This is a genomic window from Caldimonas sp. KR1-144 (genome assembly GCF_049446155.1).
Lineage (GTDB): Bacteria > Pseudomonadota > Gammaproteobacteria > Burkholderiales > Burkholderiaceae_C > Rivibacter.
The window spans coordinates 44528-65215 of sequence record NZ_JBMSEE010000011.1 but is presented as its reverse complement, the minus strand read 5'-3'; the positions used below and the strand labels follow the sequence as shown (position 1 = coordinate 65215).

17 protein-coding genes are annotated in these 20688 nt (G+C 67.0%); 14 read left to right on the top strand and 3 right to left on the bottom strand.

Features of this window, described 5'->3' with window-relative positions; genetic code table 11:
* Positions 1–3 precede the first annotated feature (3 nt).
* From ACO2TI_RS21410 to ACO2TI_RS21395, 4 genes are all read left to right on the top strand, one after another.
* Complete coding sequence (locus ACO2TI_RS21410) at positions 4–1275, top strand: glucoamylase family protein (RefSeq protein ID WP_423287243.1); 1272 nt, start codon at positions 4–6, stop codon at positions 1273–1275.
* Positions 1276–1299: 24 nt separating this feature from the next.
* Positions 1300–2694: a glycoside hydrolase family 15 protein gene (locus tag ACO2TI_RS21405; RefSeq protein ID WP_423287241.1), complete on the top strand. Its 1395-nt coding sequence runs from the start codon at positions 1300–1302 to the stop codon at positions 2692–2694.
* 70 nt (positions 2695–2764) lie between these two features.
* Positions 2765–4522: an ABC transporter ATP-binding protein/permease gene (locus ACO2TI_RS21400; RefSeq protein WP_423287239.1), complete on the top strand. Its 1758-nt coding sequence runs from the start codon at positions 2765–2767 to the stop codon at positions 4520–4522.
* Entirely contained in the window at positions 4519–6771 is a 2253-nt protein-coding gene (locus ACO2TI_RS21395; RefSeq protein ID WP_423287237.1) for a CocE/NonD family hydrolase, read from the top strand. The genes ACO2TI_RS21400 and ACO2TI_RS21395 overlap by 4 nt, the downstream gene beginning before the upstream one ends.
* Here ACO2TI_RS21395 and ACO2TI_RS21390 read toward each other — a convergent pair.
* Together ACO2TI_RS21390 and ACO2TI_RS21385 are read right to left on the bottom strand one after the other, a co-directional pair.
* The gene (locus ACO2TI_RS21390; RefSeq protein ID WP_423287235.1) at positions 6659–7240 is read right to left on the bottom strand and encodes a porin; all 582 of its coding nucleotides are present in this window, start codon (positions 7238–7240) and stop codon (positions 6659–6661) included. The two genes, ACO2TI_RS21395 and ACO2TI_RS21390, sit on opposite strands and share 113 nt — an antisense overlap.
* Positions 7241–7739: 499 nt before the next feature.
* Complete coding sequence (locus ACO2TI_RS21385; RefSeq protein WP_423287233.1) at positions 7740–9704, bottom strand: helix-turn-helix domain-containing protein; 1965 nt, start codon at positions 9702–9704, stop codon at positions 7740–7742.
* Positions 9705–9881: 177 nt separating this feature from the next.
* Between ACO2TI_RS21385 and ACO2TI_RS21380 the strand changes: the two genes are divergently transcribed.
* On the top strand, positions 9882–10772 hold the full coding sequence (locus tag ACO2TI_RS21380) for an SDR family NAD(P)-dependent oxidoreductase (RefSeq protein ID WP_423287231.1): 891 nt from the start codon (positions 9882–9884) through the stop codon (positions 10770–10772).
* A gap of 87 nt (positions 10773–10859) precedes the next feature.
* On the opposite strand, the gene ACO2TI_RS21375 is transcribed toward ACO2TI_RS21380, so the two are convergent.
* The gene (locus tag ACO2TI_RS21375) at positions 10860–11960 is read right to left on the bottom strand and encodes an SMP-30/gluconolactonase/LRE family protein (protein WP_423287229.1); all 1101 of its coding nucleotides are present in this window, start codon (positions 11958–11960) and stop codon (positions 10860–10862) included.
* Between the two features lie 311 nt (positions 11961–12271).
* Between ACO2TI_RS21375 and ACO2TI_RS21370 the strand changes: the two genes are divergently transcribed.
* From ACO2TI_RS21370 to ACO2TI_RS21330, 9 genes are all read left to right on the top strand, one after another.
* Positions 12272–13063 (top strand): SDR family oxidoreductase, encoded by a 792-nt coding sequence (locus ACO2TI_RS21370; RefSeq protein ID WP_423287496.1) that lies wholly within the window; start codon positions 12272–12274, stop codon positions 13061–13063.
* Positions 13064–13155: 92 nt separating this feature from the next.
* Positions 13156–14400, top strand: coding sequence for a branched-chain amino acid ABC transporter substrate-binding protein (locus ACO2TI_RS21365; protein WP_423287227.1), 1245 nt, complete (start codon positions 13156–13158; stop codon positions 14398–14400).
* Positions 14401–14406: 6 nt separating this feature from the next.
* Positions 14407–15348, top strand: coding sequence for a branched-chain amino acid ABC transporter permease (locus ACO2TI_RS21360; RefSeq protein WP_423287225.1), 942 nt, complete (start codon positions 14407–14409; stop codon positions 15346–15348).
* A gap of 5 nt (positions 15349–15353) precedes the next feature.
* Complete coding sequence (locus ACO2TI_RS21355; protein WP_423287223.1) at positions 15354–16640, top strand: branched-chain amino acid ABC transporter permease; 1287 nt, start codon at positions 15354–15356, stop codon at positions 16638–16640.
* Positions 16637–17392 carry an ABC transporter ATP-binding protein gene (locus ACO2TI_RS21350; RefSeq protein ID WP_423287221.1) on the top strand — a complete coding sequence of 252 codons (756 nt, stop codon included), beginning with the start codon at positions 16637–16639 and terminating at the stop codon, positions 17390–17392. The genes ACO2TI_RS21355 and ACO2TI_RS21350 overlap by 4 nt, the downstream gene beginning before the upstream one ends.
* Complete coding sequence (locus ACO2TI_RS21345) at positions 17389–18114, top strand: ABC transporter ATP-binding protein (protein ID WP_423287219.1); 726 nt, start codon at positions 17389–17391, stop codon at positions 18112–18114. Before ACO2TI_RS21350 ends, ACO2TI_RS21345 begins: the two co-directional genes overlap by 4 nt.
* Positions 18115–18159: 45 nt before the next feature.
* Entirely contained in the window at positions 18160–19101 is a 942-nt protein-coding gene (locus tag ACO2TI_RS21340; RefSeq protein WP_423287217.1) for a 3-keto-5-aminohexanoate cleavage protein, read from the top strand.
* A 4-nt stretch (positions 19102–19105) separates the two neighbouring features.
* A complete protein-coding gene (locus ACO2TI_RS21335; RefSeq protein ID WP_423287215.1) occupies positions 19106–19768 on the top strand; it encodes a CoA transferase subunit A in 663 nt (220 codons plus the stop codon).
* Complete coding sequence (locus ACO2TI_RS21330; protein WP_423287213.1) at positions 19761–20414, top strand: 3-oxoacid CoA-transferase subunit B; 654 nt, start codon at positions 19761–19763, stop codon at positions 20412–20414. Before ACO2TI_RS21335 ends, ACO2TI_RS21330 begins: the two co-directional genes overlap by 8 nt.
* Positions 20415–20688 lie beyond the last annotated feature (274 nt).

The window sequence follows — 20688 nt, the reverse complement described above, 5'->3', positions numbered from 1 at the left end:
GCCATGCTGGACGACCGGAACCCGAGTGCCCTGGCGGTCCTGCCCGACGATGCCTTGATCGACGTCGTGCAGCGCCGGACCTTCCGCTACTTCTGGGAAGGCGCCGACGAGGCGAGCGGCCTCGCGCTCGACCGCCGTTCGCTCGACGGCAACACCGACGACGACAAGGTCGCGGTCGGCGGCTCGGGCTTCGGCATCATGGCCTTGATCGTCGCGGTCGAGCGCGGCTGGGTCACGCGCGACGCGGCGCTGAGCCGCCTGCGGCGCATGCTCGATGCGCTGTTGCGCGCCACGCGCTACCACGGCGTCTTCCCGCACTTCTTCGACGGCGCGAGCGGCGCGACGATCCCGATGACGCCCACCGACGACGCGGCCGACCTGGTCGAGACCTCGTTCCTCGCGATGGGCCTGCTGTGCGCGCGCCAGTACTTCGGCGAGGACACGGCCTTCGCGCGCCAGCTGCGCGCCGACATCGACACGCTGTGGCGCGACATCGAATGGGACTGGTTCACCCGCGGCGGGCAAGACGTCCTGTACTGGCACTGGAGCCCCCGGCACGGCTGGGCGATGAACCACCAGATACGCGGCTGGAACGAGTGCCTCATCACCTACGTGCTGGCGGTGGCGGCGCCGCGCCATGCGGTCGATCCGCGCGTCTACCACCGCGGCTTTGCGGCGGGGCCGGGCTACATCAACGGCCGTTCCTACTTCGGCATCGAGCTGCCGCTGGGCATGCCCGGCGGCGGCCCGCTGTTCTTCGCGCACTACTCGTTCCTGGGGCTCGATCCGCGCGGCCTGGAAGACCGTTACGCCGACTACTGGGAGCTCAACTGCCGCCACGTGCGCATCAACCGCGCGCACTGCATCGCCAATCCCAACGGCCATCCGGGCTACGGCGAAGCCTGCTGGGGCCTGACCGCCAGCGACGATCCCGACGGCTACCTCGCGCATGCGCCGGACGTCGACAACGGCACCATCTCGCCGACGGCGGCGCTGGCCAGCCTGCCCTACGCGCCCGCCGAGGTGATGCGCGTGCTGCGGCACCTCCTCGCCGCGCACGGCGAGCGGCTGTGGAAGGAATACGGTTTCGTCGATGCGTTCTGCGAGCGGCGCGGCTGGTTCGCGCGGACCTTTCTCGCGATCGACCAGGGTCCGATCGTCGTGATGATGGAAAACCACCGCACGGGCCTGCTGTGGAAGCTGTTCATGAGCGTGCCCGAAGTGCAGGCCGGGCTGCGGCGGCTGGACTTCAGCAGCCCGCATCTCGGCGCCTGATCGTCGACTCGCCCTCGCCGACCCGTGACCACGGCGCACGCCCCCGGCCTCGAAGCCTGGCTCGAACAGCAGCTGCGCTGCTCGGCGCAGTCGATGCTGGCGTGCATCTCGCCGGTGGCCATCGTCAAGCACCGGCCGGGCTTCGGCCAGACGGTGCGCCCGGTCCCCGGCGCCATCGTCGCCTCGACGGTGCTCGGCGACTGGAAGCCCGACCCGGACTACTTCTTCCACTGGTTCCGCGACTCGGCCGTCGTGATCGATGCGCTGCGCCTGCTCTACGTCGAGCGTCGCGTCGGCGGCGTTGCCCTGCAGCACCTGCGCGACTTCACCCGCTTCAGCCTGGCCCTGAACGACCTCGACGGGCGTGCCATCTGCGCCGTGCCCGACCGCCGCGCCGGCGTGCAGGCCGAGTTCCTGCAGTACCTGCGCGAGGACAGCGAGCTCGAGCGCTTGCACGGCGATGCCGTCGCGGCCGACGTGCGCGTCAACGCCGACGGCACGCTCGACATCTCGCGCTGGTCGCGCCCCCAGCACGACGGGCCGCCGCTGCGCGCGCTGGCGCTGCTGCGCTGGGTGAACGAGGTGCGCCTCGATGCACCGTTGCTCGACGAGCTCGCCGAGCTGATCCGCTTCGACCTCGCGTTCACGCTGCGCCACTGGCGCGAGCCCTCGTACGACATCTGGGAAGAGGAGAGCGGGCACCACTACTACACGCTGCGCATGTCGGCGCAGGCGCTCGCCGAAGGCGCGACATGGCTGCAGGCGCTGGGCGACGCCGAGGGCGCGCGGCGCTGTCGCGAGGCGTCGCGCGCCGCGCTGCGCCTGCTCGACGGCTATTGGAACGAGGACGCGCTCGGCGGCTACTACCGCGCCCGGCGGCTGGCCGACGGCCGGCCGAGCGCGAAGGACCTGGACATCGCGGTCATCCTCGCGGCGATCCACGCGCACGGCCCTGGCCTCGACGACGCGCAGGCACACGGCGTGGCCGATCCGCGCATGCATGCCACGCTGGCGCGGCTCGACGCGCTGTTCGCGAGCGCCTATCCCATCAACAGCGCGGTCAACCGCGAGGCGGCGCGCAGCGGCCGCGGCACGGCCATGGGCCGCTACGCCGGCGATGTCTACTTCTCCGGCGGCGCGTACTACTTCTCCACGCTCGGTGCGGCCGAGTTCTGCTTTCGCGCCGCGCAGTGCAGCGGCGACGCACGCGACAGGCGAGACTGGTTCGAGCGCGGCGACGCCTACCTCGCCACCGTGCGTGCCTACACGCCGGCCAGCGGCGAGCTGTCCGAGCAGTTCGACCAACGCAGCGGCGAACAGACCTCGGCCCGGCAGCTGGCCTGGAGCCACGCCGCGCTCATCTCCTGCGCCAGCGCGCGCCGCGCCGCCGCTGCCTTCGAGGGGTCCCGGCCGCGATGAGCGCCGCTCGGCCGCCCGGAGGCGCTCTTTCCCTCTCGGAGGGAAGGCGCGCAGCGCCAAGGGAGCCGTCATGAGCTCGGCGCCGCCGAACGCCGCCGAGCCGGCCATGAAGACCGGCGTCGGCCACCAGATCGGTGAACTGTTCGGCGCCCTGCGCCGCTCGGCGGTGGCGAAGACGCTGACGGCGCTGACCTCCGGCATCGTGATGGTGCTGGTGTTCACGGTGGTGGCGCAGATCGAGCTCAACAGCTGGAACAAGCCCTTCTACGACGCGATCTCGCGCCGCGACCTGCGCGACTTCTTTCGCCAGCTCGGCATCTTTGCGCTGATCGCCGGCGTGCTGCTGGTGCTGAACGTCGCGCAGCGCTGGCTGGTCGAGACCTTGCAGCTGAAGATGCGCGAGGCCCTGGTCAACGACCTCGTCGGCCTGTGGCTGCAGCCGCGCCAGGCGCTCTGGCTCGAGGGGAGCGGGCCGATCGGCTCCCACCCCGACCAGCGCATGCACGACGACGCGCTGAAGCTGTGCGACATGTCGGCCAGCCTCGCCGTCGGCCTGCTGCAGGCAGCGATGCTGTTCCTGAGCTTCGCGGGCGTGCTGTGGGGCCTGTCGCGGGACTTCAGCATTCCGCTCGACGGCAAGGAGGTCACCGTGCCGGGCTTCATGCTGTGGGCCGCGATCCTCTACGCCGTGGCCGGCTCGCTGCTGAGCTACTGGGTCGGCAAGGGCCTGATCGCGCGCAACGCCGAGCGCTACGCGCGCGAAGGCGAGCTGCGCTTTTCGCTGACGCGCATCAGCGAACAGCTCGACGGCATCTCGCTGGCCGGCGGCGAGGCCGACGAGAAGCGCCGCGTCGTGCAGCATCTGGGCGAGGTGCTGCACGCCACCTCGCGCGTGATCCTCGGGCTCACCAACCTGACCTGGGTCACCGCGGGCTTCGGCTGGGTCACCGTCATCGCGCCGACGCTGGCGGCGGCGCCGCTGTACTTCTCGGGCAAGGTGTCGTTCGGCGGCCTGATGATGGCCGCCGCCGCGTTCACGCAGGCGCAGTCGTCGCTGCGCTGGTTCGTCGACAACTTCAGCGCGATCGCCGATTGGCGCGCCACGCTGCTGCGCGTGGCCGGGCTGCGCCAGGTGCTGCGCTCCGACCTGGAGGCGCAGCAGCGCGGCAGCCGCATCGCCTATGTCGAAGCCGATCCGGGAACCATCGCGCTCGAGGGGCTCGAGGTGCGCACCTGGAGCGGCCATGACCGGTTGGACGCGGGAGACGTCGTTATCCGCGCCGGCCAGCGGCTGCTGATCCTCGGCACGCCGGGCACCGAGAAGACGCTGCTGTTTCGCGCGATCGCCGGCCTGTGGCCCTGGGGCGGCGGCACCGTGCGCCGCCCGCGCGGCGAGACCATCCACTTCATGCCGCGCGGCACGCCCTACCTGCCGCGCGGCACGCTGGCCGAGGTGCTGACCTATGCGATGGAGCCCGCCGGCCACGCGAAGGAGGCGATGGCCGCCGCGCTGGCGACGGTGGGCCTGCAGCGGCTGGAGCCCCTGCTGGACAAGCAGGGACGCTGGGAACGCGAGCTCAGCATCGACGAGCAGCTGCTGCTGGGCTTCGCCCGCGTGGTGCTGCAGGCGCCTCGCTGGCTGGTGATGGACGAGGCCTTCGGCGCCTTCGACGACGACACGCTCGAGCTCATCATCGACGCGCTCAACGGCCCGCTCGCGCACACCGGCGTGATCCACATCGGCTCGGCCGGCGAAGCGCACGACCGCCTGTTCACGCAGGTGGTTCACCTGGTCAAGTCGCCGCAGGGCGGGGAGCCGCGGCCATGATCGTGGGGGCGTTGCGCGTCGTCTTTGCGTTGCTGCTCACGCTGCCGCTTATGGCCTGGGGCCAGGACTTCGGCTTCCAGCCGCCGCGCGATCCCGACGACCCCGCGGCCGTGGAGGCGATGCGCGATCTCGCGCAGCGCATCGTGCCCGTCTACAAGGAGGCCGACACCGGCGTCTTCCTGGTCAACGTGACCGCGCTGCAGATCGTCAGCGGCGCGCATGTCGCGGCCTACGACAGCAGCCGGGCCCTGCGTCGCCTGTACCGCGACAAGCCGTTCGACGGCCGCGCCGTCGTCGACGCGATCTACGCGCACGCGCGCACGGTCGAGGCGAAGGAGCGCAGCGGCTTCGCCCAGGCCTATGCGCACGCCTTCCACGAACTGGTGGCGCCGCTCGACAACGCGCAGGCCGAGGCGGTCGTCAAGCTGCTCGAAGCGCCGCTGGCGGCCTACCGCGAGCCGGTGCGCCAGGCCTTCGAGCGCGCGCGCGCGAAGGGCAGCCTGTCGCAGGCCGAGGCCATCGCGCTCGTGCGCAGCTGGCTCGACTACGAGTCCCGCCGCAGCTTCGCCGTGCTGCTGCCCGAGCTGGTGGCGGCGGACAACCGCAGCCGCTACGCCGCCGCGCAAGACCTGCGCATCCCCGTGCCCGGCGGCGCCGTGATCCACGCGCGCGTGGTTCGGCCCGGCCGCGCCAAGGACAGCCGCCTGCCGACGCTGCTGCGCTTCACGCTCGATCCGTCAGAGGACGACGCGCAGCGCAGCGCCTTCAAGGGCTATGCCGGCGTCACCGCCTACGCGCGCGGACGCACGCCCGACGGCCAGGGCGCCGTGTGGCCGTTCGAGCATGACGGCCAGGACGCCGCGGCGGTGATCGACTGGATCGCCCGGCAGCCCTGGAGCGACGGTCGCGTTGCGATGCTCGGCGACGGCTACTCCGGCTACGCCGCGTGGGCTGCCGCGCGCGGCAAGCCCGCCGCGCTGAAGGCCATCGCGACGATCGCGCCTATGGCCCCGGGCATCGACTTCCCGATGGCCGGACAGATCTACCGCAACGCCATGGTCCGTTGGGCGCAGGAGCACGCGAGCGGCGCGCCGCCGCGCGCCGAAAGCCAGGCCGCGGCCGATGCGCGCTGGCAGGCGCTCGACGCGCTGTGGTACCGCGGCGACTTCCCGTACTCGCAGATCGATGGCGCCCTGATCGACGACTTCAGCCCGCTGATCCACACCTGGCTCACGCACCCGAGCCACGACCTCTACTGGCAGCAGCTGCTGCCCAGCGCGCAGCAGTTCGCGCAGATCGACATCCCGGTGCTGACCATCGCCGGCTACTACGGCGCCGAGGCCGGCGCGCTGTGGTTCCACCGCGAGCTGCAACGCCTGCGGCCGCAGGCCGACGCCACGCTGCTGTTCGGCCCCTGGGACGCGGAGTCGATCCGGCGCGGCACGGCGCCGAGCCTGCGCGGCTACACGCTCGACGCCGTGGCGCGCGTTGACCTGCCCGAGCTGCGCCTGCAGTGGCTCGACCACGTCTTCAAGGGCGCGAAGAAGCCCGCGCTGCTGCAAGACCGCGTCAACCTGCAGCTGATGGGCGCCAACCGGTGGCGCCATGGGCCGAGCCTGGAGGCGAGCGACCGCGCCGCGCTGCGGCTCTACCTCGACACCCGCCGGCACGATGGCCCGCACCGCCTGCTGCCGTCGCCGGCCGAGGAGGGCGGGCACGCGCAGCTGACGGTCGATCTCGCCGATCGTCGCGACGCGGACATCCCGTGGCCCGACGCGCTGCGCCTGAAGCCGCTGCCGGCGCGCAACAGCCTCAGCTTCGTCAGCGATCCGCTGCCCAAGGACACCGAGATCGAAGGCAGCCTGCGCGGCGCGTTCGACATCACCCCCTCGCGGCAGGACGTGGACCTCAACGTCTCGCTGTACGAGCGCACCGCCGGCGGCGACGACCTGCTGCTGTTCGAGCCCTACGACTTTCGCGCCAGCTACGCCGGCCACCGCAGCCATCGCCGGCTGCTGCGCGCCGGCGAGCGCCAGTTGCTTTCGTTCACCGCCGAGCGCATGACGGCCCGCCGGCTGGCAGCCGGCAGCCGCCTCGTGCTCGTGCTCGGCATCAACAAGCGCACCGACCGACAGATCAACTTCGGCAGCGGCAAGGACGTGAACTCGGAGTCCATCGCCGATGCGCAAGGACCGCTGCGCGTGCGCTGGCACGAGGGCAGCTATGTCGAGATCGGCCGCGGGCCTTGAGGCCGGCGGGCCGGGCCGTAAGGCGCCAGAGTCCGGCAAGCCCACCGATGCCGGCGGGAGCAACCGGCCATAAGCCGTCCTTCCCGACACGCTCGAAAAGCTGATCGCGGAAAAACTGCGAGAGGCAGGTTTCCGGCGAGCGGACAGGTTTGCGGCGACGGACGGTGGCCTGACGATTCCAGAACCCGATCCCGAACGACTGCCCGAGCGACTCTCCGGTGTCCGGCAGGATGCCTGTCTCGATGTGGAAGGAGGCCTTCAGTCCGCCACCGAGATCCTCCTCGCACTTGAAGCCCAGGCGGTTGGCCAGGTTGCCCTGGTTGCCCACGCTCTTGAACGTTCCCGACCCCGAGTTGTTGATGCCGCGTATGCCGAGATCCACCGTGCCGAATATCGCCACATTGGATTGCGCGCTGGCCGCTTGCCCGAACGCGGCACCGGCCAGCACAGGAAGCACCCTCGTCATCATGTTGTCGTCTCCAGATTGTTGCGAATGGGCTGCCCCACGCGAGTCGCTCGGTGCGGCAGTGGATTGACCGGTGCACTCGATGCTCCGGACAGTGCGGCAGTCTGTTGCGGGAGGAGCGTCGGTGCTTGCGCTCGCGTGCAAACTCGGACCTCTCGAGCGCAACCAGAGCCTTCCGCCGACCGGATGTCGAACGGTGCGAAGTCCTCGCGCGCATCCGTGCAGCGAAGGCCCAGGCAACCGAAGTGGAGTCGCCCAGTGGCCGCACGGTGGCAGAGATCCTCAGGCGCAACGAACTGGCCCGAGCCAGACGGCGGCCCTAGAGGAACATCTGCAGCTTTCCGTCCGCGATCGGCGCGGAACGCGGCGTGCCGGGTTGTCCATGCGGCGCATTGGCGCCGGGGGCAACCCGATGTTCTTGCCCGTACCCAGCCGCGGAGCCGCGGTGTGCAATGGCTACCCCCACGTGTGAAACCGAGCCGCCTCTCCAGTTCGGACAGGCTCAATCCACGGGAGTGCTGAGATGCCAGAGGCGCAGCGCAACATGGATCTCCAGCGCCCGGCCCGCCCGGCCCCAGTGCCCCAGCAGTTCTTCGATCGTGGCCAGCCGCTGGCGCACCGTGTTCACGTGTATGCCCAACTTCTGGGCCGTTGTCTTGGAGTTCCGGTTGCAGTCCAGGTAGCTCAGAAGCGTGTTGGCGAGTTCGGTGGAGCGTTTGCGGTCATGCGCAAGCACCGGGCCGATGATCGAGTCCAGATAGTCGGCCAGGCTGGATCGATCGTGAGTCTCGAACAGGGTCGAGTACAACGCCAACTCGTTCTGATCGACGATGTGACCTTGTATCCCGATGCGATCCAGCACGCCGACCGCGCGTCGAAGGGTGGCGTATAGAGCCGGAATCTCCGCTGAGCTGGAAACGGGACGCGACATGACGCCGCGGAATCTGGCCGCTCCGAGTTCGCGGCGAGCCCAGGTCGACACGGATTGCTTGAGGTCGAGCGCCTTGGTGGTGCTGCAAAGGACCACGACAAGACCGTCGATGTCGTCCACCAGCATGCCGGCCGAAGGCACGGCAATTCTCAGCGCACGGGCGCCGTACGAGGCGCTTGGCTCGTCCAACCGCATCAGCATCAGAGACAAGGGTTGGGTCAGCAGCAGTCCGTGCCGCTCGGCGTGATTGGCCATGACGGCGGGTTCGTCCTGCCGCTGCGCCACGAGTGACCGCAGGAGAGCGGATTCGCTTCGGTGCTTGGCCGCTTCCGCACGTTCCTGGGACAACAGAACGATGCCGACGACACTCGAGCCGCGCTCGAAGGTGCGCACAGCGAGATCGTCGAGATCGCTGCGGTGGAAGAGCAGCGTCGCACCCAGGATGTCATCGCCGCCGATGACGGCCATCACGCGGCAGGCCTCGCCGGACTCCGTGAACGCAACGACCGAGCGGCCGACCTGCCGGCTCGAGCGCAGAGCGCGGCTCACGTCCATCGCATGCACGCCATTCGGTTCGTACCTCGCCGCGCAGGAGTCCGGGTCCTTGTGCGCATGACCCTGGCTGACCACGTGTCCCGCTTCGTCCAGGACCAGCATACTGCCGCCGAACCAACGGGCGATCGATTGGCACAGCGACGCCAGTGGCGCACCTCTTGCGAGCAGCGTGGTGAGCTGCTCGTGGGCCTCGGCGGCAGCTTGTATGCCGCGCAGGGTGTGCTCAAGGTCGGCGCGTGCCTGATCGGCACGCGCCAGCGCTGCATTGACCCGCTCGAAGTCCCGCGCGTTCCTCAGCGCGACCGCGCAATACGTTGCCAGGGTGCAGAGGATGGCAATGCTTGGCGCGAGGTGGGTCCGGTTGTAGCGGTCGGCCACGAAGAGAAGTCCGACGACCTCGCCTTCCCAGATCAGCGGCACCCCGGCGAGAGCATCGATTCCCTCGTCCCGGAAGGTATCGTCCAACGCACCGTCGTGCGCGAAGCGTGTGTCGTGCAGGTAGTCAGGCGTCGTGAAGGGAAGCTTGGTCGACATGACGACGCCTGCAACGCCGGCATCACGCCGGGTCACCATCTTCGCGACGCGGTGTGACACGGCACCGTCGGCGACGAGAACTCGAAATTCGCCGCTGTCGGGATCGTGGGTGGACAGCCAGGCCAGGTCCGACCCCAGCAGGTTCCTTGCCCGCGCGACGATGACGCTCAGCAACTCGTTGCGCTCCAGCCGGCTTGTGAGGTCCTGAGCCGACTCGATGACGGCGAGCAGGCCGCGCTCGCGTTGTTCCAGAAGATCCACGCGAGTCCGCATGGCCGTCGCCAGGCGCATGGCCTCCAGGAACGCAGGCCGGTCCGCATCGGCTCCAATTCGGGCCTCTGCGTCGGTCTGCCATTGTGCGAACTCCTCTGCGCCAGCGCCTCTGTAGAGCAGTTCGATCAATTCGACCGCGAGCTGCATGGAAGGCGTGTCGTGAGTCTTGGGCATGGCTGCTATTGCTTCCAGCTGAACATCGCATCAGCAGGGAAGGCTCTTCACATCCGAAGCGGTCTGGCTGTGTGCACAACCCACATTGTGGACCCGACTCCCTCGATCGAGACTGCCATGTGCCGAACACGCCGCGGGTGCACGGCGATCGGATCATCGACAAACGGAGAATCGAGAATGGCCAAACTACTTCAAGGCAAGGTCGCCATCGTGACGGGCGCGGGGGCGGGGCTGGGGCGAGCGCACGCGATCGAACTGGCTCGCCACGGCGCCCATGTCGTGGTGAACGACATCGCGGGCAGCGAGGACGGCGCGGCCGCACGCGCCGTGGCCGCGGAGATCCAGCGAACGGGAGGGCAGGCGATGGCCTGCACCGGCGACGTGACGCGGTTCGACGACATGCAGGCCATGGCGGATCGCGCCATCGCCAAGTGGGGGCGAATCGACATCCTGGTCAACAACGCCGGTGTGCTTCGCGACCGCACATTCGCCAAGTTGACGCTCGACGACTTTCGCTGGGTGATGGACGTGCACGTGATGGGTGCCGTTCACTGCACGAAAGCGGTGTGGCCTCATATGCAGGCGCAGAAGTTCGGGCGCATCGTGATGACGACGTCGTCGTCCGGGCTATACGGCAACTTCGGACAGTCCAACTACGGGGCAGCCAAGATGGCCCTGGTGGGATTGATGCAGACCTTGGCACTCGAAGGTGCCAAGTACGACATCCGCGTCAACTGCCTCGCCCCAAGCGCCGCGACGGCCATGACGAAGGACCTGCTGCCTGCCGAGGTCCTGGCGCGCCTGACGCCGGAGCATGTCAGCCCCGGCGTGGTCGCCCTCGTTCACAGCGATGCACCCACGCGCATGATCCTGCTCGCGGGCGCTGGCAGCTTCGAGTGCGCGAACATCACGATGACGCGGGGCGTGTTCATTGAGGAACTCGCCACCTCGGCCGAGCAGCTGATCGGCTGCCTGGACGAGGTGAAGTCTCGCGTCGGCGAGGTCGTTCCTGGCGCCGGCTGGGATCAGTACAAGCTCGAAATCGACAAGGCCACTTCGAAGGTCTGAGCGGCGCCTCTCCTGTCGGCCCATTGCGTGCCGGTGAGCACGTCGCGATCGTCACGATGGCGAGGATGTCTTCACCGGCACCAGCGGTCATTGGTGCGAGTACAGAACCGTTCCCTTGGCGAATCCCTGGGACTTGAAGATCCACGAACCCTCGCCGTTGGGGCCGTCGTTGGTGAGGATCACGAACTCGTTGCTGTCGGGGAAGAAGCCCACGCTGGTCGATCGCATGTTGTGGCCGCTGTCCCGCTTGGGCAGCAGGATCTGGCCGATCGCGATGCCGTTCTCGTTGAAGACGAGTACCCGGCCTTGCGAGTACATCGCCACGTAGACGTTGCCGTCCCGGTCGGAGCGCATGGAGTCCGGTGCGAAGCCGTTGAAGTAGTACGGCGTGGCGGTCCCGAACGGGGCGATCGTGGTCGGTCCGCTGAGTTCGACCTTCCGCAGCTGCCCGGCAGCCAGCTCGGTCGCCCACAGAACGCTGCCGTCGGGACTGAGGCAGACGCCGTTGGCGATGGCCATGTCCGTCAGGATTGGCGTGATCGTCTGCATGTCCGGCGCCACGTAGTGGACTCCCCCGATGCGGTCGTTGGTGTCGCCGCGGAAGTCCGTGAAGTAGAAGCCGCCGTTCTTGTCGAAGACGAGGTCGTCCGGCAGGTAGCCCGCGCTTGCCGGAACGACGGTGGTCAACCCCGTTCCGTCGGGGTTCATGAAGAAGATGCTGCCGGTGTCCTTGAAGTTGCCCAGGCCGGCGACGAAGATGCGTCCGTCCTTGTGGATGGCGATGCCAGCCGATCCAAGTGCGTTGGCAGGGTAGATCGTGCTCAGTTGCTTGCCCGGCGTTAGCTTGAAGATCGTGCCGCCGAACACATCGACGAAGAGCAGATTGCCCTGCCGGTCGAATGACGCGCCTTCGAGTTGCAGGCCGTTGGGCGACACCTGGAAGTAGGGTTCAGCCACCACCGTCTGCAGGCCACGTTCGCTCGCCGGAATCGGGAACGGAGTGTCAAGCCCAGCGGTGTAGACCAGGGCGTCGGCCGGCGCCGCGGCATCGGAGCCGCCGCCGCACGCCGCGAGCATGGAGCCTCCCGCCACCGCGGTAGCGGCCTGAAGCATGCGTGCGATGGAGGCGCGACGGGTGAGCGTTTCACGTGTCCGCGGTGTTCTTGCTTTGAGTGCGTAGGGGTTCACACAGTCTCCTTCGTTGTGGTTCACAGGGCACCCGCCGATCGGGTAGCGCAGTCTCTTGTGACCAGGCGATCCGGCCCATGTGCAGGGCACACATGCGATCCGCCGCATTCGATGTGGTCACCCCACATGCAGTGCGTCCTCAGGGTTTCCACGGCGGATGACGGACACACAGCGTGGTGGCCAGGACATGTAGCCCGCGTACATGGGCATTCCATCGCGTGCCCACGAGACTTCATCGCCAGCGGCAATCGCATTTCGACCCCGGAGATCAAGGCGGAATGCCGCGCCACATCACGAACCAAGGCACCTCGATGAATGTCCTTAACTCACTGCGTCCTCCGAGCGATCTGCGAGTGCTCGTCACCGCGGGCGCCAGCGGCATCGGGGCGGCGATCGCGCGGGCATTTCGCGAAGCCGGAGCGCGCGTTCATGTCTGCGACATCGACCCACGCGCAATCGCGCGCCTGACGCAAGAACTGCCTGGAGTGACGGCCAGCGTCGCGGATGCCGCCGTGGCCGGCGATGTCGACCTGGTCTTCAACGATGTCACAGCCACTTTGGGTGGGCTTGACGTCCTCGTGAACAACGCCGGAGTCGCCGGTCCGACCGGTCCGGTCGATCAGATCGAGCCGCACGATTGGGAGCGCACGGTCACGGTCAACCTGAACAGCCAGTACTACTTCGTTCGCCGCGCAGTGCCGCTGCTCAGGAAGTCGAAGGCAAATCCGTGCGTGGTGGCGATGAGTTCCGTCGCCGGCCGCCTGGGCTATGGCCTTCGAACGCCCTACGCGTCGACCAAGTGGGCGATCGTCGGGCTGGTGAAGTCACTGGCCATCGAACTCGGGCCTCTGGGCGTACGTGTCAACGCCATCCTTCCTGGAACGGTCGAGGGTGAGCGGATGAACAAGGTCATGGCCGCGCGCGCTGCTGCAGCAGGCGTGGGGTTCGAGGAGATGCGCAAGCAGTATCTGGACAAGATCTCGCTGCGCCGGATGGTGACCAGCGACGACGTCGCCGCCATGACGCTCTTCCTGTGCTCGCCCGGCGCCCGCAACGTCACCGGCCAGGCCATCAGCGTCGACGGAAACATCGAGTACCTCTGACGAACGGCGAACGCCCCCCATCGGGGACCGGCCACTTCTGCGCCGTTGGCCCCGACCCCTCAAGTACACCATCCTGACCAGGAGACAACCCAGTGAATCGAACCCATCTCTTCGCCTGGATCGCCTCGCCCACACTCTTGCTGGCATCGGCACCCGCGACCGCTGCGCCCGTGAAGGTCGCGGTCATCGAATCCCTCTCGGGGCCGCAGGCGGCGACCGGGCAGATCTATCGCAACGCCGTGCGCTACGGCATCGAGAAGATCAACGCTGCCGGCGGTTGGAACGGCGAAAAGCTGGTGCTTGCCGAGTACGACAACCAAGGCGGCCCCACGGGCGCGGCGGACAAGCTGAAGGCGGCCATTGCCGACGGGGTGCAGATCATTGTCCAAGGTGCCTCGTCTGCGGTCGCCGGGCAGATCACGGAAGACGTTCGCAAGCACAACCTGCGCAACCCGGGCAAGGAGATCGTCTTCCTCAACGTCGGTGCCGAGGCGTTGGAACTGACCGGCGAGAAGTGCCACTTCTACCACTTTCGATTTGCAGGCAATTCGGCGGTTCGCACGCGAGCGCTCGTGCTGGCCATGAAGCAGGCGGGCGTGCTTGGCACCAAGGTCTATTCCATCAACCAGAACTACGCCTGGGGGCAGGACATGGAGAAGGCCATCGTCGAGAACGCCGCCACCGGCGGCTACCAGGTCGTCGAGAAGACCCTCCACGACGTCAACAAGATCCAGGACTTCTCTCCCTACGTTGCCAAGATTGCTGCGTCCAAGGCAGACACCGCGCTGACGGGCAACTGGTCGAATGACCTTCTGCTGCTGATGAAGGCCAGCAAGGCCGCAGGCCTCAAGACCCGCTTCGGAACGACCTACCTCGACCAACCCGGCAATCTCGCGAACGCGGGCGATCTCGCCCTGGGCCACTTCGTCGCCCAGACCTTCAACGCCGACGCCGGAGGCGCCGACGCGGTCCGCTTCATGGCCGACTACAAGGCCGCGACCGGGCACAACCCGGTGTTCGTCGAGGCACACACCGTCAACGCCATGGCCGCGGTCGGCGATGCCCTGAAGCGGGTGAAGCCGGAGTCCGGTGCCTTGAACGTCGCGGCCTTCGCCAAGGCACTGGAGAACGCGAAGGTCAAGACCCCCATGGGCGACCTGAGCATCCGCGCGGCCGATCACCAGGCGCTCATTCCCATCGTGGTGTCCACCGTGACCCAGGACGCCAGGGTCAAGGTCGACGAGACCGACATGGGCTTCAAGCCGGTCAAGCTGTTCACGGCGGACGAGGCGGCGACGCCGCCGCAGGCGACCTGCAAGATGCAACGACCGGGCTGAGGTCTCATGGACTATCTGCTCGTGTCCCTGATGAACGGGACCATCTACGGCCTGCTGCTGTTCATGGTCTCCGCCGGCCTGACGCTCATCTTCGGAATGATGGGCGTCTTGAACTTCGCTCACGCGTCGTTCTACATGCTCGGAGCGTACTTTGCATTTGCGCTCCAGGGCGTCGTCGGCTTCGCCGGCGCGGTGCTTCTGGCGCCCTTGCTCGTCGGGGTGATCGGCGTTGTCGTCGAACGCTTGTTCCTGCGCCGGGTGCATCACCACGGTCATGCCCACGAGTTGCTGGTGACGTTCGGGCTGTCGTTCATCATCGCGGAGCTGATCAAGCTCTTCTTCGGCAACTTTCCGGTCAACTACCGCATTCCGAAGGCGCTGGACTTTGCCGCCTTCTCGCTCGGCGGCTCGGACTATCCGGTCTACCGGGTCCTTATGGGCGGCGTCGCGATCGCGATGTTCGTCGTCATCTACCTCCTGTTGACGCGAACACGAGTCGGCATCGTCGTGCGCTCGGCGATCTACAAGCCGCGCATGGCAGAGGCGCTCGGTCACAACGTACCGCTTGTCTTCATGGCCGTGTTCGGCGTGGGTGCGGCGCTCGCCGGGTTGGCCGGAGCCGTGGCCGGAGCGTTCTACACGACCAATCCGAACATGGCGCTGGAACTGGGCGTCATGGTGTTCGTGGTCGTGGTGGTCGGCGGCCTCGGTTCGCTGGCCGGTGCCATGGTGGCATCAATCCTCATCGGCGTCATCACGTCGCTGGCCATCGGTGTCGACCTGAGCCTGGCCGACTTGCTCGCGAAGGTGGGCGGCGGCGTCTGGTCGGAACGGGTCGGGGGGCTCATGACGCTGAAGATTTCGAGCCTCGCGGCGACTATTCCCTTCGCCTTGATGCTGCTCGTCCTTCTCGTCAAGCCCAGCGGCCTGCTCGGTGAAAGGGCGTGACGACCATGAAGCTCCGCTCGGCACCCATCCTGGCCGCCGTCATCCTGCTCGTCGCGCTCCCCGCGTTCCTGTCCCAAGGCCTGGTCAACGCGGCGATCCAGATGTTGATCGCGGCCTTGTTCGCCTCGGCGTACAACGTGCTGTGCGGGCAGGGCGGCATGCTCTCCTTCGGCCATGCGGCGTACTTCGGCATGGGCGCATTTGCCACCGTTCATGCAATGAATGCAATCGGTGGTGCTGGCTTGCTGCCGACGCCGCTAATGCCGCTGGCCGGCGCCATCGGCGGGCTGATCTTCGGCGTGATCGCAGGCTACTTTGCGACCAAGCGCACCGGCACCTACTTCGCGATGATCACGCTTGCCATCGCCGAGCTCGTGCACTCGCTCGCACCCCACCTGAAAGGAATCTTCGGTGGTGAAGCCGGCATGTCGACGACGCGCATGCCGGCGTGGGGCATTTCGTTCGGCACGACGAACGAGGTGTACTACCTGACGCTGGCCTGGGTCGTCACTTGTCTTGCTCTGCTGTACCTGTTCACACGCACGCCGCTCGGGCGCCTGACCCTCGGCTTGCGCGAGAACTCGCATCGTCTGCGCTTTCTGGGCTACGACGTTCACCGGCTGAGCATGCTCGTGTTCGCCATTTCGGCGATGTTCAGCGGCATCGCCGGCGGCTTGCAGGTGTTGTGCAACGAGGCGGCGAACTACATCGTGTTCGATCCGGGCCTCTCCTCGGCCGTGGTCCTGAATGCCTACATCGGCGGTGTCAAGAGCTTCCTGGGCCCGGCACTCGGTGCGGCGCTGATGACCTTCTTCGGCTATGGCCTGTCCGACGCCTCGCAATCGTGGCTGCTGTACCAAGGCATCCTCTTCGTGCTGGTGATGATGTTCGCACCCAGCGGACTTGCGGGCCTGGCTGCCTCGCTCATGCAACTGCATCGCCGGTTCGGCACGGCCGCGTTTCTTGCCTTGGTCTGCATGTACGTCGCGGCGGGGCTTTGCCTCAGCGCGGGCGGAGCGTTCGTCGTCGAGATGCTGCAGAGACTATTCTCACAGGACTATCGCGCTTTGGCGGTCGCCAGCGCCGGCGGACACTTGCCTGCGCTCGTCTTTCTGGGGCGCCCGTGGTTGCCCGGTTCGATCACGACCTGGCTGCCACCCCTGTTGGCCATCGCAGTGGGCTGCCTGCTCGTCTGGCTTGCAAGGAGACGGACGAGCGCGCTGACGCTGCGAGAGGAAGCAGGTTCCAAGACGCAGGCCGATTCCCTCGCTCCCCACAGGAGAACGGCATGAGCGAGCCGATCTTGAAACTGCGCAGCCTGCGCAAGTCTTTCGGTGAGACCGACATCATCCGCGGCGTCGACCTGGAACTGGCACCCGGCGAGCGTCGTGCGCTCATCGGGCCCAACGGTGCCGGCAAGTCGACGCTGTTCAATCTGATCTCCGGGAACCTCAGTCCGACCTCGGGCGAGATCGTCTTCAACGGCCGTCGCATCGACGGGATGAACCCACAGGCGATCAATCGGCTGGGTCTGGCCCGCTCGTTCCAGATCACCAACATCTTTCCGAAGCTCACTGTCTTAGAGAACATCCGGCTGGCGGTGATGCGGCCTCGGGGCCTTGGGGCCGTGTTCTGGAAGTTTATCGACCGCGACGCCGGCATCCGGCGGGAAACGGAAAGACTGCTCCAACTGGTTCGCTTGGCCCCACGTGCGTCCACGATCGCCGGCGAGATGTCGTACTCGGAGCAACGCTCCCTCGAGATCGCGATGACCCTGGCGTCCGATCCGCAGGTCATTCTGCTCGACGAACCGATGGCGGGCATGTCGCACGAGGAAACGGAGTACACCTCGGAGCTCATCCGCGAGGTCACGAAGGGGCGTGCGCTGGCCATCGTCGAGCACGACATGGACGTCGTCTTCTCGTTGAGCGACCGCATCAGTGTGCTCGTGTACGGGCAGGTCATCGCGACGGGTACGCCTGATGAGATCCGCAGCAACGCCAATGTCAAGGAAGCGTATCTCGGCGAGGAGATCGCAGCGTGACCGCCGCAACAACGGGAGCACTCCTGCGCGTCGACGGCCTGCACGCGCACTATGGGAAGAGCCACATTCTCAGGGGTGTCGAATTCCAAGTCGGACACCGGGAAGTGGTCAGCCTGCTCGGTCGCAACGGTTCGGGGCGTTCGACGACCATGAAGTCCATCATGGGCCTCGTTCCCCCGACATCCGGCCGGGTGATGCTCAACGGCCGTGATCTCGCTGGCGCTCGTTCCTATGCCATCTGCCGCGCCGGGATTGCCTTCGTTCCCGAAGAGCGCGAGGTGTTCGCCAACCTCACGGTTGACGAGAACCTGCGTATGGGCGAACAGCCGCCGGTTCCGGGCGCCTACCACTGGACGGTGGAGCAGATGTTCGACTACTTCCCGAGGCTGAAGGAGCGACGCAACACCAAGGCCGGCAGCATATCCGGCGGCGAGCAGCAGATGCTCACGATCTGCCGGTCTTTGCTCGGCAATCCGCTGGTCATCCTGATCGACGAGCCGACGGAAGGTCTGGCGCCGAAGATCGTTGCGCAAGTCGGCGAATGCATCAAGGACATGCACAGTAAAGGCGTCTCTGTCGTTCTCGTCGAGCAGAAGCTGGCCATCGCGCTCAAGGTGTCGACGCGTGTCTGCGTGATGGGCCACGGTCAGATCGTGTTCCAGGGTACGCCGGAGCAGCTGGCGTCCGATGAGCAACTGCTCTCCGAATGGCTGGCCGTCTGATCCTTCGGCGCCTCGAATCGTCAATTCCTCCTGCAGGCACAACCCATGGCACGGAATCAAGAGAAAGTCATCATCACCTGCGCAGTGACGGGCTCGGTGCATACGCCGACCATGTCCCCCTACCTGCCGCTCACGCCCGATGAGATCGCACGGCAAGCCATTGAGGCGGCCGAGGCAGGCGCTGCGATTCTTCACCTGCATGCCCGCAACCCGGCCGACGGCAGCCCTTCGCCGGACCCCATGATCTTCGATCAGTTCGTGCCGGTGATCCGGGCAGCCACCGATGCGGTCATCAACATCACGACGGGCGGCAGTACCCGCATGACGCTTGAGGAGCGCCTGGCCTATCCGCTGCAGCTCAAGCCGGAAATGTGCTCGCTCAACATGGGGTCGATGAACTTCTCGATCCATACCGCGGCGCGCCGGATCAAGCAGTGGAATTACGGGTGGGAGCAACCGTACGTCGAAGGCATGGAGGACCTGATCTTCCGCAACACGTTCAAGGACATCAAGCACATCCTCCAGGTGCTGGGCGACGGGTGCGGAACCCGATTCGAGTTCGAGTGCTATGACCTTGGACACCTCTACAACCTCGCGCACTTCGTCGATGAAGGCCTGATCAAAGGACCGCTTTTCATCCAGTCGATCTACGGCATCCTGGGTGGCATGGGGCCGGACCCCGAGAACCTGGTGACGATGCGTACGACTGCGGATCGCCTGTTCGGTCGCGACGGTTATCGGTTCTCCGTCCTCGGCGCCGGCCGCCATCAGATGCCGCTTCTGACGATGGCCGCCGTGATGGGCGGCAACGTGCGCGTCGGACTCGAGGACAGCCTGTACATCGGCAAGGGCGAACTGGCACGTTCCTGCGCGGAGCAGGTGCGGAAGATCCGCCGCATCCTGTCCGAGTTATCGCTCGAAGTGGCAACGCCCGCAGAGGCACGAGAGATGCTCGGCCTCAAGGGCGCCGACGCCGTCGCGGCTTGAGAACGTGGGGAAGACCGTCACGGCGGCTGACGCCATTGCAGCGATCCCGGCAGGCGCCACGCTCATGATCGGGGGGTTCATGGGTGTCGGAACGCCGCGGCGTCTGATCGCCGAACTCGTCCGCCAGCGTAAGACCGGGCTGACCGTCATTGCGAACGACACGGCGCGCCCGGATTGCGGGATCGGACTGCTGATCTCCGCAGGTCTGGTCCGACGTCTCGTCACCAGCCACATCGGCACGAACCCGGAGACCCAGCAGCAGATGCTTTCGGGCCGGATCGATGTCGAACTTGTGCCGCAAGGCACGCTTGCAGAGCGGATTCGTGCCGGAGGCCATGGGCTGGGTGGCGTGCTGACTGCGACAGGCGTCGGCACGGTGGTCGAGCAAGGCAAGACGTCGATCGAGGTCGAGGGCCGGCGGTACCTGCTCGAACTTTCGCTGCGTGCGGACTTCGCCCTCGTCAACGCGCGCCGGGCCGACCACATCGGCAATCTGACGTACGCGCTGACGGCACGCAACTTCAACCCGCTGATGGCGATGGCTGCCGACGTCGTGATTGCCGAAGCCAGGGAGATCGTCCCTGTCGGCGTCATCGCGCCGGACGACGTGATGACGCCTGCTCTGCTGGTGGATCAGTTGCTCGCGAGTGACCCGCTCCATGGATGACAAGACGCTGATCGCCCGGCGCGTGGCACGCGAGCTTCGGCCCGGATACCTGGTCAACCTTGGGATCGGTCTGCCCACGCTGGTTGCCGCGTGGGTTCCCAGGGACGCGAACATCTTCTTCCAGTCCGAGAACGGCATCGTCGGCATGCAGGCAGTCCAGGAGGAGGGCCTCGAAGCCGACGACCTGACCGATGCAGCAGGGCAGCCCATCAGTGCGCTACCCGGAGCAGCGACCTTCGACAGCGCCACCTCCTTTGGACTGATCCGTGGGGGACATCTGGATGTGACTGTCCTCGGTGGCCTGCAGGTCGATCGCAAGGGGCGTCTGGCCAACTGGATGGTGCCCGGAAGCATGGTGCCCGGCATGGGCGGCGCAATGGACCTGGTCACGTCGGCGCGGCGCGTGATCGTCGCGATGACGCATACCGCCAAGGGGCGGCCGAAGATCGTCGAGACCTGCACGCTGCCGCTGACGTCTGCGCGGCGTGCCGATCTGATCGTGACCGAACTTGCGGTGTTGGTGCCGACGCCTGCCGGTCTTATCTTGAAGGAACTCGCACCAGGGGTGGACGCCGAGGCCGTTCAACGCGCGACTGGTACGCGGCTGATCGTCGCGGCCCCGGTTCCCCATATGGATCTCGACTGAAGCGACTGGGCCGGCTGTGCGCCTACGATGTTCAGAATTGCCTTAACGGTTCAGTTCAAGCAGCGGCGTCAAGGCGCCTGAGCAGCAGAGCGGCATCCCGTCATTGCCTGCTGTCTCCGCATCCAGAAGGCAGTGGTCGCGGTGGTCGGGAGATCCATCGGGCGCGCGTGTCAAGGCGAGATCTCGAGTGCCTCGCGATCGGCAGCGCATGGCCGAGTCCTGGATGCCACGAGCGGCTGCCTCCAGGGCGCGAAACGCTGTTAGGCGACGATAG

Excerpts from the sequence above, each read along its gene's own strand:
- ACO2TI_RS21400 (WP_423287239.1), top strand. The coding sequence starts at position 2,765 with ATGAGCTCGGCGCCGCCGAACGCCGCCGAGCCGGCCATGAAGACCGGC.
- ACO2TI_RS21410 (WP_423287243.1), top strand. The coding sequence starts at position 4 with ATGCTGGACGACCGGAACCCGAGTGCCCTGGCGGTCCTGCCCGACGAT.
- ACO2TI_RS21340 (WP_423287217.1), top strand. The coding sequence starts at position 18,160 with ATGGCACGGAATCAAGAGAAAGTCATCATCACCTGCGCAGTGACGGGC.
- ACO2TI_RS21395 (WP_423287237.1), top strand. The coding sequence starts at position 4,519 with ATGATCGTGGGGGCGTTGCGCGTCGTCTTTGCGTTGCTGCTCACGCTG.
- ACO2TI_RS21385 (WP_423287233.1), bottom strand. The coding sequence starts at position 9,704 with ATGCCCAAGACTCACGACACGCCTTCCATGCAGCTCGCGGTCGAATTG.
- ACO2TI_RS21355 (WP_423287223.1), top strand. The coding sequence starts at position 15,354 with ATGAAGCTCCGCTCGGCACCCATCCTGGCCGCCGTCATCCTGCTCGTC.
- ACO2TI_RS21390 (WP_423287235.1), bottom strand. The coding sequence starts at position 7,240 with ATGATGACGAGGGTGCTTCCTGTGCTGGCCGGTGCCGCGTTCGGGCAA.
- ACO2TI_RS21330 (WP_423287213.1), top strand. The coding sequence starts at position 19,761 with ATGGATGACAAGACGCTGATCGCCCGGCGCGTGGCACGCGAGCTTCGG.
- ACO2TI_RS21380 (WP_423287231.1), top strand. The coding sequence starts at position 9,882 with ATGGCCAAACTACTTCAAGGCAAGGTCGCCATCGTGACGGGCGCGGGG.
- ACO2TI_RS21360 (WP_423287225.1), top strand. The coding sequence starts at position 14,407 with ATGGACTATCTGCTCGTGTCCCTGATGAACGGGACCATCTACGGCCTG.
- ACO2TI_RS21350 (WP_423287221.1), top strand. The coding sequence starts at position 16,637 with ATGAGCGAGCCGATCTTGAAACTGCGCAGCCTGCGCAAGTCTTTCGGT.
- ACO2TI_RS21370 (WP_423287496.1), top strand. The coding sequence starts at position 12,272 with ATGAATGTCCTTAACTCACTGCGTCCTCCGAGCGATCTGCGAGTGCTC.